Raw genomic sequence first — 15,813 nt, 5'->3', positions numbered from 1 at the left:
ACGTGGGCAGGGGACTTTCCGACACCGCGCCGGGGCTACCAACGCGGCGCCGGGTCCCGCGCCCCAGACGACGACGCTGAGACGGTCCTGAAAAGCCGTCCGACAACGAGCAGGTGGACACGTGACGATCCCGATGCCTTCCGCCGCCGCTGAGCCGACCTTCGGTGGCCTCGGCGACCAGGTCTACAACCGGCTGCTCGGCGAGCGGATCATCTTTCTCGGCCAGCCGGTCGACGACGACATCGCCAACAAGATCACCGCGCAGCTGCTCCTCCTGGCCGCGGAGCCGGACAAGGACATCTACCTCTACATCAACTCCCCCGGCGGCTCGATCACGGCCGGCATGGCGATCTACGACACCATGCAGTACATCAAGAACGACGTGGTCACCATCGCCATGGGCCTGGCGGCCTCGATGGGCCAGTTCCTGCTGTCGGCCGGCACCCCGGGCAAGCGCTTCGCGCTGCCGAACGCCGAGATCCTCATCCACCAGCCCTCCGCGGGCCTGGCGGGCTCCGCGTCGGACATCAAGATCCACGCCGAGCGGCTGCTGCACACCAAGAAGCGGATGGCGGAGCTGACCGCCTTCCACACCGGCCAGACCGTCGAGCAGATCACCCGCGACTCCGACCGCGACCGCTGGTTCTCGGCCGACGAGGCCAAGGAGTACGGCCTCATCGACGAGGTCATGGGCTCCGCCGCCGGCGTCCCGGGCGGGGGCGGCACCGGCGCCTGACGGCCCGGTCCACCCACCCCGCAGCCGACCCCAGCCCACTTGATCGCCACCAGGACGGTGAACACCCAGATGAACAACTTCTCCGGCAGCGGCCTGTACGAGGGCCCTCAGGCCGAGTCGCGCTACATCGTTCCGCGCTTCGTGGAGCGCACCTCGCAGGGCGTCCGGGAGTACGACCCGTACGCGAAGCTCTTCGAGGAGCGCGTGATCTTCCTCGGCGTGCAGATCGACGACGCGTCCGCCAACGACGTCATGGCGCAGCTGCTGTGCCTGGAGTCGATGGACCCCGACCGCGACATCTCCATCTACATCAACTCGCCCGGCGGCTCCTTCACGGCGCTCACCGCGATCTACGACACGATGCAGTTCGTGAAGCCGGACATCCAGACCGTGTGCATGGGCCAGGCGGCCTCCGCCGCCGCCGTGCTGCTCGCGGCCGGCACCCCGGGCAAGCGGATGGCGCTGCCCAACGCCCGCATCCTGATCCACCAGCCGTACAGCGAGACGGGCCGCGGTCAGGTCTCCGACCTGGAGATCGCCGCCAACGAGATCCTGCGCATGCGCACCCAGCTCGAGGAGATGCTGGCCAAGCACTCCACCACGCCGATCGAGAAGATCCGCGACGACATCGAGCGCGACAAGATTCTTACGGCCGAGGAGTCCCTCGCGTACGGTCTTGTGGACCAGATCGTGTCGACCCGGAAGAGTTCCGTCTCGGTCTGACCGTTCGATTGATCGCGCTGGTCGCGACTTGAGCCGGAGTGGCTCCCCTTGTACCGAGTCGGCCGAGTCGGTTCAAGGGGGGCCCACAGCGGGGGCCCGGCAAGGTACCGTCGATAGGCAAGCACCCGGGTCCGTAGGAGCAATGCGGATCCCAGGCGAAGGGGAAGCACCTCGTGGCACGCATCGGTGACGGCGGCGACCTGCTCAAGTGCTCGTTCTGCGGGAAGAGCCAGAAGCAGGTGAAGAAGCTCATCGCGGGTCCTGGTGTGTACATCTGCGACGAGTGCATCGACCTCTGCAACGAAATCATCGAGGAGGAGCTCGCCGAGACCTCCGAGGTGCGTTGGGAGGAACTGCCCAAGCCCCGGGAGATTTACGAGTTCCTGGAGGGCTACGTCGTAGGCCAGGAGGCCGCGAAGAAGGCGCTCTCGGTCGCCGTCTACAACCACTACAAGCGGGTGCAGGCGGGCGAGAACGGCGGCGCGCGCGGCAACGACGAGGGCATCGAGCTGTCCAAGTCCAACATCCTGCTGCTCGGCCCGACCGGCTCCGGCAAGACGCTGCTCGCGCAGACGCTCGCCCGGATGCTGAACGTCCCGTTCGCCATCGCCGACGCGACGGCGCTGACGGAGGCCGGGTACGTCGGCGAGGACGTGGAGAACATCCTCCTCAAGCTCATCCAGGCCGCCGACTACGACGTCAAGAAGGCCGAGACGGGCATCATCTACATCGACGAGATCGACAAGGTCGCCCGCAAGAGCGAGAACCCCTCGATCACCCGCGATGTCTCCGGCGAAGGCGTCCAGCAGGCCCTGCTGAAGATCCTGGAGGGCACCACCGCCTCGGTCCCGCCGCAGGGCGGCCGCAAGCACCCGCACCAGGAATTCATCCAGATCGACACGACGAACGTGCTGTTCATCGTGGGCGGCGCGTTCGCGGGCCTGGAGAAGATCATCGAGGCCCGGGCCGGCGCCAAGGGCATCGGCTTCGGCGCGCAGATCCGCTCCAAGCGCGAGATCGAGTCCAAGGACCAGTTCCAGGAGGTCATGCCGGAGGACCTGGTGAAGTTCGGGATGATCCCCGAGTTCATCGGCCGCCTCCCCGTGATCACCTCGGTGCACAACCTCGACCGCGAGGCGCTCCTGCAGATCCTGATGGAGCCGAAGAACGCCCTGGTCAAGCAGTATCAGCGGCTCTTCGAACTGGACGGGGTCGAGCTCGACTTCGACCGCCCGGCCCTGGAGGCCATCGCCGACCAGGCGATCCTGCGCGGCACGGGCGCCCGCGGTCTGCGCGCGATCATGGAGGAGGTGCTCCAGTCGGTGATGTACGAGGTGCCGTCCCGCAAGGACGTCGCCCGCGTCGTGATCACCGAGGAGGCCGTTCACTCGAACGTGAACCCGACGCTGGTGCCGCGCAACCGCGGCGGCGAGTCGGGCGAGCACCACGAGAAGAGCGCGTAGCCCGCCCTCAGGCAGACGGAAAGGGGGCTCCCGGCACCGGCCGGGAGCCCCCTTCTCGTGTCACCGCTCCGGGGTCACTTCTTCACGCGGACGTCCTTGCGGACCTTGCCGAGCAGGTCGGCGGCGGACTCCAGGTCGCGCGCCGTGTTCTTCTCGCCCGGCATGACGACGCCGAAGGTGCTGTAGTCGGCCCAGGCGCAGATCGGCACCTCCGAGACCTCGCCCGGCTTCGGGTCCTTGGCCTTGGCCGTCTGGCACTTCACCAGCGCGCCCTCGCCGCCCTCGGGAGTGAACTCCTCGGGCGTGCCCACCAGCTCGGCGTCGCTGCCGTCCTTGGTGGCCTGCTTCTGCATGTACAGGAAGAAGGCGTCCAGGCCCGTGCCCGGGTCGTCCATCGTGCCGTAGGAGCCCTGCAGCACCAGGCCGTTCTTCGGCTCCAGACCGGGCGCGTAGACGCCCTGTACCGAGGTCGGGTCCTTCATCGGCAGGTTCTTCGACATGCCGTCCGCGCCGGTGGAGGTCCGCCCCGAGCCCGGCACCAGCTTGTACCCGGCCGCCGTGCCCGGCGTCGTGAGCTTGTGCGGGCCGTCGTTCTCCAGGCCGCCGCCCCCGCCGAAGACGGCGATCGCGCCGCCCGCGATCGCGGCCACGACCACGACCGCGCCGGCGATCAGGGCGATCTTCTTGCCGTTGCCGCCCCCGCCCTGGCCGTCGGCCGGCGGCGGGACCTGACCGTACTGCGGCTGCTGCTGGCCGTAGGGGGCCTGCTGCGGGAACTGGCCGGGCTGCTGCTGACCGTACGCCTGCGGCTGACCGTACGGCTGCTGCTGCCCGTAAGGCTGCGGGGGGACCTGCGGCGGAACCTGCGGCGGGACCTGCTGCGGGGGCTGTCCGTACGGTGCCTGGGGCTGACCGCCGTAACCCTGCTGCGGGGGCACCGGGGCACCCTGCTGCGGGTAGCCGTACCCCGGCTGCGGGCCCTGCGGCTGCTGCGGCTGACCGTACGGCCCCGGCTGCTGCGGCTGCCCGTAAGGGCCGGGTGGCGGCTGGTTGTAGCTCATGGAGCGGTTTCCCCTCGTGACAACAGAACAACGGACAGCTTTATGCGTTGCTCACATCCTGTACGACACCAGCCGCCACTGATGCCCCGGGGGCCAAACCGATTCGAGACTGCTACATGCGCGCCCGTACACTGAGCGGCGTGACCGAGACACCTCAGAAGAGCCCTGCTTCCGGGCCGAACAGCACCCCCGCAGAACTGCCGACCCAGTACGCGCCGGCCGATGTAGAGGGGCCGCTGTACGAGCGCTGGGTAGAGCGCGGCTACTTCGAGGCGCACGCCGAGAGCGACAAGCCGGCTCACACGATCGTGATCCCGCCGCCGAACGTCACGGGTTCACTCCACCTCGGCCACGCCTTCCAGCACACGCTGATGGACGCCCTCACCCGCCGCAAGCGCATGCAGGGCTTCGAGGCGCTGTGGCTGCCCGGCATGGACCACGCCGGCATCGCCACCCAGAACAAGGTCGAGCAGCAGCTCGCCGAGGAGGGCAAGTCCCGCCACGACCTGGGCCGCGAGGAGTTCGTGGACCGCGTCTGGCAGTGGAAGGAAGAGTACGGCGGCAAGATCCTCGGCCAGATGCGCCGCCTCGGCGACGGCGTCGACTGGTCCCGCGAGCGCTTCACGATGGACGAGGGCCTCTCCAAGGCCGTCCAGACCATCTTCAAGCGGCTCTTCGACGACGGACTGATCTACCGCGCCGAGCGCATCATCAACTGGTGCCCGCGCTGCCTGACCGCCATCTCCGACATCGAGGTGGAGTACCAGGACGACGACGGCGAGCTCGTCTCCATCAAGTACGGCGAGGGCGACGAGACCCTCGTCGTGGCCACCACCCGCGCCGAGACGATGCTCGGCGACACCGCCGTTGCGGTCCACCCCGAGGACGAGCGGTACGCCCACCTCGTCGGCAAGCGCATCAAGCTGCCGCTGACCGACCGCACCATCCCCGTCGTCGCCGACACCCACGTCGACCCGGAGTTCGGCACCGGCGCCGTCAAGGTCACCCCCGCCCACGACCCCAACGACTTCGCCATCGGCCAGCGCCACGGCCTGGAGTCGCTGACCGTCATGGACGAGCGCGGCGTGATCACCGTGCACGGCCCCTTCGAGGGCCTGGACCGCTTCGAGGCGCGCTCCACCATCGTCGCCGCGCTGCGCGAGCAGGGCCGCATCGTCGCCGAAAAGCGCCCGTACACCCACTCCGTCGGCCACTGCTCCCGCTGCCGCACCACGATCGAGCCGCGGCTGTCGATGCAGTGGTGGGTCAAGGCCGGCCCGCTCGCGCAGGCCGCCGGTGACGCGGTCCGCGACGGCCGCGTCAAGATCCACCCCGAGGACATGTCGAAGCGCTACTTCGACTGGGTCGACAACATGCACGACTGGTGCATCTCGCGCCAGCTGTGGTGGGGCCACCGCATCCCCGTCTGGTACGGCCCGAACGGCGAGGTCGTCTGCGTCGGCCCCGACGAGCAGCCGCCCGGCACCGAGGCCGAGGGCTGGACCCAGGACACCGACGTCCTGGACACCTGGTTCTCCTCCGGCCTGTGGCCGTTCTCCACGCTCGGCTGGCCCGAGAAGACCCCGGACCTGGAGAAGTTCTACTCCACCGACGTGCTGCTCACCGGCCACGACATCATCTTCTTCTGGGTCGCCCGGATGATGATGTTCGGCCTGTACGCGATGGACGGCGAGGTCCCCTTCAAGACCATCGCGCTGACCGGCCTGGTCCGCGACGAGCGCGGCAAGAAGATGTCGAAGTCCTTCGGCAACGTCGTCGACCCGCTGGACTGGATGGACGCCTACGGCTCCGACGCCGTCCGCTTCACCCTCGCCCGCGGTGCCAACCCCGGTACGGACGTGCCGATCGGCGAGGACTGGGTCCAGGCGTCCCGGAACTTCGCCAACAAGATCTGGAACGCCACCCGCTTCGCGCTGATGAACGGCGCGACCGTCGAGGGCCCGCTCCCCGACCCGGCCGAGATGTCGGCGACGGACCGCTGGATCCTCTCCCGGCTGAACGCCACGGTCGCCGAGGTCGACGCGTACTACGACGACTTCCAGTTCGCGAAGCTCTCCGACGCGCTGTACCACTTCGCGTGGGACGAGGTCTTCGACTGGTACGTCGAGCTCTCCAAGACCACCTTCATGGGCGGCGGGCGTGCCGCCGAGGTCTCGGCCCGCGTCCTCGGCGAGGTCCTGGACGTCACCCTCCGCCTGCTCCACCCGATCGTGCCCTTCGTCACCGAAGCGCTGTGGACCACGCTCACCGGCAAGGAGTCCGTGGTCATCGCCGACTGGCCGACCGACAGCGGCTTTCGCGACCAGGCGGCCGAGAAGGAGATCGAGACGGTCCAGCAGGTCGTCACCGAGGTCCGCCGCTTCCGCTCCGACCAGGGCCTCCAGCCCGGCCAGCGGGTCCCGGCCCGGCTCGACCTCGACGGCACCGCGCTCGCCGCGCACGAGGCAGCGATGCGCTCGCTGCTCCGCCTGCAGCCCGCCGGCGACGACTTCGCCGCCACCGCCTCGCTGCCCGTGGCCGGCGCGACCGTCGCCCTCGACCTCTCCGGCGCGATCGACATCGAGGCCGAGCGCAAGCGCCTGGCCAAGGACCTCGCCGCCGCCGAGAAGGAGAAGGCGCAGGCCACCGGCAAGCTCGGCAACGAAGCGTTCCTCGCCAAGGCGCCCGAGAAGGTCGTGGACAAGATCCGCACCCGACTGGAGACCGCCGAGGCGGACATCGTCCGCATCACCGCGCAGCTGGAGCGGCTGCCGAAGGCGTAACCGCACCGCCTGTCGCCGGGGCCCCCGTCCGCTGCGGACGGGGGCCCCGCGCGTACGGACGGGCCCGCGCGTGCCCGGTACATAACGTGCGGATTGTCGATATACGCGTACCGAATTCTCATCCCGCTCTCATCGAGCCGCGCGACGCTCGAAGCCATGAACAAACCCCTGCGACGCGTCTCCGTCTTCTGCCTCGCCCTGGTCCTCGCCCTGATGGGCTGGGCCACCTGGATCCAGGGCGCGAAGGCGGACTCCCTCGCGGACGACGACCACAATCCGCGGGTCAACATCGAGAAGTACTCCCGCCCGCTCGGCAACATCCTCGTCGACGGCCACCCGGTGACCGGCTCCACCGAGACCGACGGCGCCCTCGCCTACAAGCGGACCTACACCAACGGCCCGCTGTACGCCCCGCTCACCGGCTACTCCTCCCAGATCTACGGCTCCACCCAGCTGGAGAGCCTCTACGGCGACGTACTGGACGGCTCCGACAGCCGCCTCCAGTCCCCGGTGAACCTGGTCTCCCGGGAACGCGCCGAGGGCGGCGACGTCTCGACCACCCTCGACGCCAAGGTCCAGAAGGCCGGCTACGAAGCGCTCGGCAACAAGACCGGCGCCGCCGTCGCCCTCGACCCCGCCACCGGCCGCATCCTCGGCATGGTCTCCACACCCTCGTACGACCCGGGCAAGTTCGCCGGCCAGTCCGCCGCCGACCAAAAGGCATGGGCGGACATGACCGGCGACAAGGACCAGCCGCACCTGAACCGCGCCCTGCGCCAGACCTATCCGCCCGGCTCCACGTTCAAGCTGGTGGTCGCCGCCGCCGCCCTGGAGAACGGCCTGTACTCCTCCGTCGACGAGCCGACCGACAGCCCGAACCCGTACCGCCTCCCCCACACCCGCACCGACCTGACCAACGAGAACGCCGCGGCACCCTGCGAGGACGCCACCATCCGCACCGCGCTCCAGTACTCCTGCAACAACGTCTTCGGCAAGCTCGCCGCCGACCTGGGCGAGAAGAAGGTCAAGGAGCAGGCGGAGAAGTTCGGCTTCAACGACGCGAAGATCGACGTCCCGGTCCGCGCCGCCAAGAGCATCTACCCCTCCGGCATGGACTCCGCGCAGACCGCCCTCTCCGGCATCGGCCAGTTCGACGACCAGGCCACCCCGCTGCAGATGGCCATGGTCGTCTCGGCGATCGCGGGCGACGGCGACCTGAAGACCCCGTACGAGGTCGACAAGATCACCGACGGCGGCGGCAACACCGTCCAGGAGTACGCACCGAAGACGTACAAGACCGCGATGTCGAAGCAGAACGCCGAGCAACTCCAGTCGGCCATGCAGACCGTCGTCGAAAAGGGCACCGGCTCCGGCGCCAAAATCGACGGCCTGACCGTCGGCGGCAAGACCGGCACCGCCCAACACGGCGTCGACAACAGCGGCATGCCCTACGCCTGGTTCGTCTCCTACGCCGAGGACACCGAGGGCAACCAGGTCGCCGTGGCCTCCGTCGTCGAAGACAGCGACGCGGCGCGCAGCGACATCTCCGGGGGCGGCCTGGCGGGCCCGGTAGCCAAGGCGATGATGAAGGCGGCGTTGAAGTAACCCTCAGCTGCGGTCAGCGCCGCAACTCCTAGCTGCGGTCAGCGCCGTGCCACCTAGCTGCGGGCAGCGCCGTGCTACCTAGCTGCGGGCAGTTGTGCCGCCAGGGGCGGCACGGGTGGGCGCAGCGGCACCCTCCGCGGCGGGAAGCCGCCCCGCGCCCCCACCCGCACGCCCGCGCCACAGCAACTGGGCCCCGACCGTCACCACGATGTTCGGGACGAGCGAGAGCAACCCGGCGTCGACGGTGCCGATGTCCACCCCGCCAAACGTCAGCCAGACCAACGTCCCGACCCCGGCGACGATGCCGAGCAACGCCGGCACCGCCCGCAGCCGATTCCGCCGCGCCAACGCGGCCACCGTCGCGGGGGCAAGCTGCGCCAGCCCCCCATACGTAAGCAGCAGCAGATTCGCCAGCAACGCGGGCCGCGCAATCCCCAGTACCAACGCCAACCCGGACGCAAGCACCACGCACACATGATTGACCCGCATCGTCGCCCGCTCACTCCGCGCAGGCAGCAAATTGCGCGACACCAACGTGGAGATCCCGAGCAGCAGCGCCGCCGACGGCACCATCGCCGTAGCCGCCGCGGCCACCGCAACCACCCCCACCAGCCAGCCCGGCAACGTACCCCCGGCCACCGTCAGCAGCGCGGCCTTGCTGTCCGTCCCGGGCTCCAGCGTCAGCACCCCGGCGAAGCCGACCACCACCGGCACCGCGATCGCGACCTGGTACAGCGGCAGCCAGATGTAATTGCGGCGCAGCGCCCGCGAGCTGTTGGCCGAGAGAATCGCGGACCACAGATGCGGCATCGTGTTCAGCCCCGCACCAATGGCGCTGATCAGCATCGCGGTGGTGAACCACGTCGCGTCGGTGGCGCCGCCGTCCAGGGTGAGCAGATCCGGACGGCTCTCCCGTACGGCGGTGAACAGCCCGCCGAGCCCGCCGTCGAGGGCGAGCGGCACGGCGACCAGCAGGATCAGCAGCGCCAGCACCATCAGTACGTCCTTGAAGTACGCGGCGCGCGCGATGCCCCGAATACCGGACCACAGGACGAAGCCGACGGTGAGCACGGTCGCCAGGATCATCGACCCGGTCGCGCCCGTCTCACTCCCCGTGGCCAGCTGCACGATCAGCCCCAGCCCGGTGATCTGCAACTGGAGGTACGGCAGCAGGAAGACGGCCCCCACCACCGCGACGACCTTGCCCAGCAGCGGGCTGTCGAACCGGTCGGCGAAGAAGTCCGCCTGGGTGAGGTACCCGTTCTCCTTGCCGAGCCGCCACAGCCGCGGCCCGGTCAAGTACTGCCCGATCAGACAGAGCGACAGATACCCCAGCGCGTACGTGGCCGCGACCCCGTCACTGAACGCGAGCCCGGCCAGCCCCAGAAAGCTGAACGTCGTGAACGACTCGCCGGCCTGCAGGAACCACATCGTCACGGCACCGAAACGGCGCCCGCCGACGGCCCATTCGCCCAGGTCGTGCCCGGTATTGCGGCGACCGGACAGGCCCACGGCGGCGATCGCGAGAATCCCGGCCAGAGTGACCGCCATGGTGGTGCTCATACCGAGGCCTCCTCTTCGGCGTCCTCGGGGTGCGGGGCGCGCGCCTCGTACAGCGCGAGCGCGACGGTGGTGCCCACCGTCCACAGCACGCTCCACACCAGGACGGCCGGCAGACCCAGCCACAGCGTGGTGGTGTTGACGAACGGCAGATACGGGGTGGCGAAGAACCCGGCCGTGGGCACGGCGAGGTACGCCAGATGACGCTGGCTCATGTCGAATCCCGGGGGAGGAGGGGAGGGGAACAGGACAGCGGTGTGGGGGCAGTTGGGCCCAGCGGGGGCCAGCTGGGGTCAGCTGTGGGGGAGGGGCAGCCGTACGGGTGCCGGTCAGCTGGTGGGCAGCCGTGAGGGTGCGTCAGTTGTGGGGGTGCGGGGGTGCGGGGGTGCGTCAGCTGTGGGGGAGGGGCGGGCGGCGCAGGCCGTGGCCGGTGGCGGCCTCATAGGCGTACGCGGCGCGCAGAGCGGTCAGCTCGGCGCGGGGCGCGGCGACCACCTGCAGACCGACCGGCAGCCCACCGGGCGTGAACCCGGCCGGCACGGAGAGCGCAGGCGTCCCCAGCACGGTCACGAAGTACGCCGACCGCATCCAGTCCAGATACGTGTGCTGCTCCCGCCCCGCGACCACCGCCGGGTACTCCGCCTCCACATCGAAGGGCACCACCTGACTGACGGGCGCGAGCAGCACGTCGTAACGCGAAAAGAAGTCCGTCGCGGCCAGCTGGATACGGGCGTGCGCGGCGGTGGCCCGGCGGAGATCGGCGCCGGTCAGCTTGCGCCCCTCCTCGATGTTCCACACCAGGCTCGGCTTGAGGGCGCCCGGGTGCGCGTCGAGGACCTCACCGAGCCCCTGAGCGAACAACTGCGCCCGCCGCGTCCGGAAGACATCCTCGGCACCGTCCAGGTCCGGGCAGTCCTCGCTGACCCGGCAGCCCAGCTCCTCGAAGACCCGCAGCTGCGGCTCCAGTACCGCCGTGACCTCCGGGTCGACCGGTACCCGCCCGCCCAGATCCGGCGTCCACGCGACCCGCAGCCCGCGCAGCTCCGCCTCCAGCGGGACGCGGAACGCTGCGCCCGGGGTGTCCAGGGAGATCGGGCAACGCGGGTCGGGCCCGGCCATGACCGACAGCAGCAACGCGGCGTCGGCGACGGTGCGCCCCATCGGCCCGGCGACGGCCAGGGTGTCCCACGGGTCGGCCGCGGGGTGACACGGAACCCGGCCGGGGGTGGGCCGCAGCCCCACCACATTGCAGAACGAGGCGGGATTCCGCAGCGACCCACCCATATCGCTCCCGTCGGCGATCGGCTGCAGCCCGGCGGCGAGCGCGGCGGCCGCGCCCCCACTGCTCCCACCGGCCGACCGCGTCAGGTCGTACGGGTTGCGAGTGACCCCGAAAACCGGGTTGAACGTATGCGAACCCGCCGCGAACTCCGGCACATTGGTCTTCCCGATCCGAATGGCCCCCGCCGCCTGGACCCGCTCCACCAGCAGCTCGTCCTCGTCCGGCACATGATCGGCGAAGAGCGGCGAACCGTGCGTGGTGCGCATCCCGCGGGTGAGGTGCGTGTCCTTGAAGGCGATCGGCAGCCCGTGCAGCGGACCGGGCTCATGCCCCTGAGCGAGCCGCTCGTCGGCGACCCGGGCAGCGGCCATCGCCCCTTCGCCGTCGAGCGTGACGATCGCATTGACCTGCGAATTGACGCGCTCGATCCGCTCCAGATGAGCCCGCACGACCTCCCGCGCCGACAACTCCCGCTTCCGAACCCGAGCGGCAAGCTCGGTGGCGGACGCGTACGTGATCTCGTCAGTCATGCATGACCATCCGTCCTGAACTGGGCTGGATGACCGCTCATCCTGCGACCACCTGCCGGAAGTGGTCAATAGCCATGCACTAATGAATCTTTTAGACGCGTGGATTTACTAGGTGACGCTTACGGCCGCACCGTGCTGATGGCCTGAGTGATCGCCCGGCTGACGCTCTGGGGTGCTCGCCCGGGTGAGGGGACGGCCCGCCGCCCGCAGCACCCGCTGACCGGGCCAGCCCGGTGTCAGCCCGCCGCGCGCAGCGCCCCCGGCCCCGGACCCCCGGCCGAGCGTCAGCCCGCCGCGCGCAGCGCCCGCATCAGCGGTGTCGGTGTGGCGCTGCGCTTCAGGGCCGCCACCACCAGGTGCGAGCTGACCGCCTCCACGTGCCGTACCCATGCCCCCTCCGTAAGGAAGGCGTGCAGCGCGGTCATCGACGGCTGGGTGACGTCCACCAGCAGCTGGTGCTCGCCCATCACCACCGCCGCGTACCGCACCAGCGGCGACTCCGTCAGCAGCCGCCCGACGGCCTCCACCGCGTCCGGACGCGTCCTGATCCACAGCAGCGCCTCGACCGGCAGCCCCAGCAGCGCGGGCTCCACCGCGGCCCGTATCGACACCGCACCCGACCGCGTCAGCGCCTCCACCCGGCGCCGCGCCGTCGCCTCGGACACCCCGGCAAGCGAGGCCAGCTCCTCGTGCGTGCGCCGCCCGTCCTCGGCCAGCGCCTCCACGATGCGCCGCTCCTCCGGGCTCAGCTCCTCGGCCGGCGCGCTCGCCTGCTCGGGGCGGGCCGGGTAGCGGGACAGCGCGGCCGCCTCGGCCTCGTCCAGAATGCCGGGGCGCCAGTCGTGGACCGTACGGAAGTACCGCAGGACGGGGGAGACGTGCTGGGCGGTCAGGCCCGGCACGGCCGGGGCCTCGTCGAGCATCAGCGCGGCCAGCCGGCCCGGCGGACACTGCACCTCCGCCACGCAGTCCGGCGGCCCGGACAGCACGTAACTGAAGACCGTGCCGGCACGGTCCGCCCACGCCAGCGCCGCGTCCCGCGCCGTACCGGGCGGACAGCTCAGCCGCACGATCGCCGTCTCGCCGCGGGCGACCAGCCCGGTGACCGTCACCTGGCCGCTGCCCAGCAGGTGCAGGCCGCGGCGCGCGACGGTGCGCTCCGGCTCGCCGAGCGCGGCGGCGATGCGGCGCCAGGAGGCCCGGCCGTCGATCTGCAGCGCGGCGATGATCCGGCGGTCCAGGGCGTCGGGCCCTTGGCCCGTATCGGCAGCGGTCACGGGATCACAGTAACGACACCCAAGAACGGCAAAACGAGGCCCGTGCGCTCCCAACGCAGTAACGCTGAACGCTGCAGGAGGCCCGTGCGCTCGCCGGCGCAGTGACGGGGGCCGTGGGCGCCCCTGCGCAGCAACCCCAGAACCGTGCGTGCCCCGGAGGCGACACCGGAGAGGGCAGTCGATGCGTACCCCCGGAGGGGCACGTGTCCGCCGGGGGCGCCTCCCTCCTCTTGTTCCGGCAACGATTGCGGAGGGTGAGAAAGTGCCCTCGGTCAATTACATATTGTAATTGTACGCCCTGTGAGGGAAATGCGGTCGTTCTCCTAGACTGGTGCTGTGAGCGAGCGCCCCGAGAACGACGACCCCGATCCGATCGACCCGGACCTGATCCCCGGTCCGGAGGTCGACGCCTTCGACGAGATGATCGAGGCCGAGACCGACCGAGACCCCGACCTCGCGGTGATCGAGGCCGGCAGCCGCACGCTGCGGGCCCAGGCCGGACCGCCGACGAGCGACGTGCCGGCGCGCCCCGAGGACCCCGAGGTGGACCGCGCGCTGCGTGCCGTGGAGGCCGAGCTGGCGACCCGGTGGGGCGAGACCAAGCTCGACCCGTCGGTGCAGCGCATCGCGGCGCTGATGGACATCCTCGGGGAGCCGCAGCGCTCGTACCGTTCGATCCACATCACCGGTACGAACGGCAAGACCAGTACGGCGCGGATGATCGAGGCGCTGCTGGCCGCCTTTGATCTGCGGACCGGGCGTTACACCAGCCCGCACGTTCAGTCGATCACCGAGCGGATCAGTCTGGACGGCGCGCCGATCTCCGCCGAGAAGTTCATCGAGACGTACGAGGACATCAAGCCGTACGTGGAGATGGTGGACGAGCGGGAGGACTACCGGCTGTCCTTCTTCGAGGTGATGACCGGGATGGCGTACGCGGCCTTCGCGGACGCGCCCGTCGACATCGCGGTCGTCGAGGTCGGGATGGGTGGCAAGTGGGACGCTACGAACGTGATCGACGGTGATGTCGCCGTCGTGACGCCCATTTCGCTCGACCACACCGACCGGCTCGGGGACACGCCGGAGGCGATCGCGAACGAGAAGTCCGGGATCATCAAGAAGGACGCCACGGTTGTGCTCGCGCAGCAGCCGGTCGAAGCCGCTGCGGTGATGCTCAAGCGGGCCGTCGAGGTGGATGCCACGGTCGCGCGCGAGGGCATGGAGTTCGGGGTGCTCGCCCGGGAGGTCGCGGTCGGCGGGCAGCTGCTGACGCTGCGCGGGCTGGGCGGCGAGTACCCCGATGTCTTCCTGCCGCTGTACGGCGCGCACCAGGCGCACAACGCGGCCGTCGCGCTCGCCGCGGTGGAGGCGTTCTTCGGGGTCGGTACGGAGCACGCCCGCACGCTGGACATCGACACGATCCGTTCGGCGTTCGCCTCGGTGTCCTCGCCGGGCCGGATGGAGGTCGTGCGCCGGAGCCCCACGGTGGTACTGGACGCCGCGCACAACCCCGCGGGCGCCCGCGCGACCGCCGAAGCGGTCACCGAGGCGTTCGGTTTCAGCCGACTTGTGGGCGTGGTCGGTGCGAGTGGGGACAAGGATGTGCGCGGGCTGCTGGAGGCGTTCGAGCCGATCTTCGCCGAGGTCGTGGTGACGCGGAACTCCACGCCTCGTTCGATGGATCCGGACGAGCTGGCGGCGCTGGCCGTCGAGGTCTTCGGTGCCGAGCGGGTGCAGGTCGAGCCGCGGCTGGACGACGCCCTGGAGGCGGCGATCACGCTGGCCGAGGAGGAGGGCGAGTACAGCGGCGCGGGTGTGCTGGTCACCGGCTCCGTGATCACGGTGGGCGAGGCTCGGCTCCTCATGGGGAGGAACTGACATGCGCACCCTGTGTGCGAGCACGCTGATCGGCGAGTTCTTCGTGATCGGCTTCGCCGGGCTGGTGGCGATGCAGACCTCGGACCTGTCCACGGCCACGGTCTGGACGGTCAGTGGCATCGCGATGCTGCTGTCGCTGCTGCTGTGCGGGATGATCTCGCGGCCCGGCGGGGTGGCGCTCGGCTGGGTGCTGCAGATCGCACTGATCGCGAGCGGGGTGATCGTGCCGACGATGTACTTCCTCGGCGCGGTGTTCGCGGCCCTGTGGTGGGCCTCGGTGCACTTCGGCCGCAAGATCGACGAGGCGAAGGCCCGCTGGGCGGCCCAGTCCGCCCAGGCGGACGCCGCGGACCCGGGCACGGCCTGACCAGGGTGACCAGTACGGCCGCCGCGGGCCCGGCCCCTCACCGTCCCGCGCCCCCCATGTAGCCTCGGCACACCCCCAACTGTCTGTATTGCAAGGAGCCCCACCGATGAGCCAGCGCACCCTCGTCCTTCTCAAGCCCGATGCCGTGCGGCGCGGCCTGGTCGGCGAGATCCTCGGCCGCATCGAGCGCAAGGCCGGCTGGACGATCAGCGCGCTGGAGCTGCGCACCCTCGACCGTGCGGTCCTGGAGCAGCACTACGCCGAGCACGTCGGCCGGGACTTCTACGAGCCGCTGGTGAACTTCATGTCCTCCGGCCCGATCGTCTCGCTCGTCGTCGAGGGCGAGCGGGTGATCGAGGGCGTACGCCAGTTGGCTGGTCCTACCGACCCGATCAAGGCGCCGAGCGGGTCCATTCGGGGTGACTTCGGCACAATCACCCGGGAGAACCTCATTCACGCGTCCGACTCCGAGGAGTCCGCGGAGCGCGAGATCAAGATTTTCTTCCCCGGCCTGTCCTGACGGGGCATCAGGCACAAACCGCTCGCCA

At 70.1% G+C, this 15,813-nt stretch carries 13 protein-coding genes; 8 read left to right on the top strand and 5 right to left on the bottom strand.

What is annotated here, in order from left to right; translation table 11 throughout:
• Positions 1–133: 133 nt before the first annotated feature.
• From AB0I82_RS11005 to clpX, 3 genes are all read left to right on the top strand, one after another.
• Positions 134–736, top strand: coding sequence for an ATP-dependent Clp protease proteolytic subunit (locus AB0I82_RS11005; RefSeq protein WP_103834975.1), 603 nt, complete (start codon positions 134–136; stop codon positions 734–736).
• Between the two features lie 57 nt (positions 737–793).
• Complete coding sequence (locus AB0I82_RS11000; protein WP_037800896.1) at positions 794–1,459, top strand: ATP-dependent Clp protease proteolytic subunit; 666 nt, start codon at positions 794–796, stop codon at positions 1,457–1,459.
• A gap of 173 nt (positions 1,460–1,632) precedes the next feature.
• On the top strand, positions 1,633–2,922 hold the full coding sequence (clpX, locus tag AB0I82_RS10995; RefSeq protein WP_363256842.1) for an ATP-dependent Clp protease ATP-binding subunit ClpX: 1,290 nt from the start codon (positions 1,633–1,635) through the stop codon (positions 2,920–2,922).
• A 74-nt stretch (positions 2,923–2,996) separates the two neighbouring features.
• Here the strand turns inward: clpX and AB0I82_RS10990 are convergent, their stop codons facing one another.
• A complete protein-coding gene (locus tag AB0I82_RS10990) occupies positions 2,997–3,983 on the bottom strand; it encodes a hypothetical protein (protein WP_363256841.1) in 987 nt (328 codons plus the stop codon).
• 140 nt (positions 3,984–4,123) lie between these two features.
• Between AB0I82_RS10990 and AB0I82_RS10985 the strand changes: the two genes are divergently transcribed.
• A complete protein-coding gene (locus AB0I82_RS10985) occupies positions 4,124–6,766 on the top strand; it encodes a valine--tRNA ligase (RefSeq protein WP_363256840.1) in 2,643 nt (880 codons plus the stop codon).
• Positions 6,767–6,922: 156 nt separating this feature from the next.
• Positions 6,923–8,371 (top strand): penicillin-binding protein 2, encoded by a 1,449-nt coding sequence (locus tag AB0I82_RS10980; RefSeq protein WP_363256839.1) that lies wholly within the window; start codon positions 6,923–6,925, stop codon positions 8,369–8,371.
• A gap of 78 nt (positions 8,372–8,449) precedes the next feature.
• Here AB0I82_RS10980 and AB0I82_RS10975 read toward each other — a convergent pair whose 3' ends face one another.
• The 4 genes from AB0I82_RS10975 to AB0I82_RS10960 all read right to left on the bottom strand — a co-directional run bounded on the left by AB0I82_RS10975 (position 8,450) and on the right by AB0I82_RS10960 (position 13,020).
• Complete coding sequence (locus AB0I82_RS10975; RefSeq protein ID WP_363256838.1) at positions 8,450–9,934, bottom strand: sodium:solute symporter family protein; 1,485 nt, start codon at positions 9,932–9,934, stop codon at positions 8,450–8,452.
• Positions 9,931–10,146: a hypothetical protein gene (locus AB0I82_RS10970; RefSeq protein ID WP_363256837.1), complete on the bottom strand. Its 216-nt coding sequence runs from the start codon at positions 10,144–10,146 to the stop codon at positions 9,931–9,933. The genes AB0I82_RS10975 and AB0I82_RS10970 overlap by 4 nt, the downstream gene beginning before the upstream one ends.
• 175 nt (positions 10,147–10,321) lie before the next feature.
• Positions 10,322–11,743 carry an amidase gene (locus tag AB0I82_RS10965; RefSeq protein ID WP_363256835.1) on the bottom strand — a complete coding sequence of 474 codons (1,422 nt, stop codon included), beginning with the start codon at positions 11,741–11,743 and terminating at the stop codon, positions 10,322–10,324.
• A 284-nt stretch (positions 11,744–12,027) separates the two neighbouring features.
• Positions 12,028–13,020 (bottom strand): AsnC family transcriptional regulator, encoded by a 993-nt coding sequence (locus tag AB0I82_RS10960; RefSeq protein WP_363256834.1) that lies wholly within the window; start codon positions 13,018–13,020, stop codon positions 12,028–12,030.
• Between the two features lie 336 nt (positions 13,021–13,356).
• Here AB0I82_RS10960 and AB0I82_RS10955 point away from each other — a divergent pair, with 336 nt between their 5' ends.
• The 3 genes from AB0I82_RS10955 (at position 13,357) to ndk (ending at position 15,785) form a co-directional block, all read left to right on the top strand.
• Positions 13,357–14,898, top strand: coding sequence for a folylpolyglutamate synthase/dihydrofolate synthase family protein (locus tag AB0I82_RS10955; protein WP_363256833.1), 1,542 nt, complete (start codon positions 13,357–13,359; stop codon positions 14,896–14,898).
• A 1-nt stretch (position 14,899) separates the two neighbouring features.
• Positions 14,900–15,265 carry a DUF4233 domain-containing protein gene (locus AB0I82_RS10950; RefSeq protein WP_363256832.1) on the top strand — a complete coding sequence of 122 codons (366 nt, stop codon included), beginning with the start codon at positions 14,900–14,902 and terminating at the stop codon, positions 15,263–15,265.
• Between the two features lie 106 nt (positions 15,266–15,371).
• The gene (gene ndk / locus AB0I82_RS10945; RefSeq protein WP_363256831.1) at positions 15,372–15,785 is read left to right on the top strand and encodes a nucleoside-diphosphate kinase; all 414 of its coding nucleotides are present in this window, start codon (positions 15,372–15,374) and stop codon (positions 15,783–15,785) included.
• Positions 15,786–15,813 lie beyond the last annotated feature (28 nt).

This window comes from Streptomyces sp. NPDC050315, from assembly GCF_040655775.1.
In the GTDB taxonomy this organism is placed as follows: domain Bacteria; phylum Actinomycetota; class Actinomycetes; order Streptomycetales; family Streptomycetaceae; genus Streptomyces.
Note: the sequence above shows the minus strand (reverse complement) of the source record. Positions and strands in the feature narration are given on the sequence as shown.

Bases quoted from the DNA above. Each gene is read 5' to 3' on its own strand.
- AB0I82_RS11005 (WP_103834975.1), top strand. From the start codon at position 134: ATGCCTTCCGCCGCCGCTGAGCCGACCTTCGGTGGCCTCGGCGACCAG.
- AB0I82_RS10990 (WP_363256841.1), bottom strand. From the start codon at position 3,983: ATGAGCTACAACCAGCCGCCACCCGGCCCTTACGGGCAGCCGCAGCAG.
- AB0I82_RS10980 (WP_363256839.1), top strand. From the start codon at position 6,923: ATGAACAAACCCCTGCGACGCGTCTCCGTCTTCTGCCTCGCCCTGGTC.
- AB0I82_RS10975 (WP_363256838.1), bottom strand. From the start codon at position 9,934: ATGAGCACCACCATGGCGGTCACTCTGGCCGGGATTCTCGCGATCGCC.
- AB0I82_RS10970 (WP_363256837.1), bottom strand. From the start codon at position 10,146: ATGAGCCAGCGTCATCTGGCGTACCTCGCCGTGCCCACGGCCGGGTTC.
- AB0I82_RS10965 (WP_363256835.1), bottom strand. From the start codon at position 11,743: ATGACTGACGAGATCACGTACGCGTCCGCCACCGAGCTTGCCGCTCGG.
- AB0I82_RS10950 (WP_363256832.1), top strand. From the start codon at position 14,900: ATGCGCACCCTGTGTGCGAGCACGCTGATCGGCGAGTTCTTCGTGATC.
- ndk (WP_363256831.1), top strand. From the start codon at position 15,372: ATGAGCCAGCGCACCCTCGTCCTTCTCAAGCCCGATGCCGTGCGGCGC.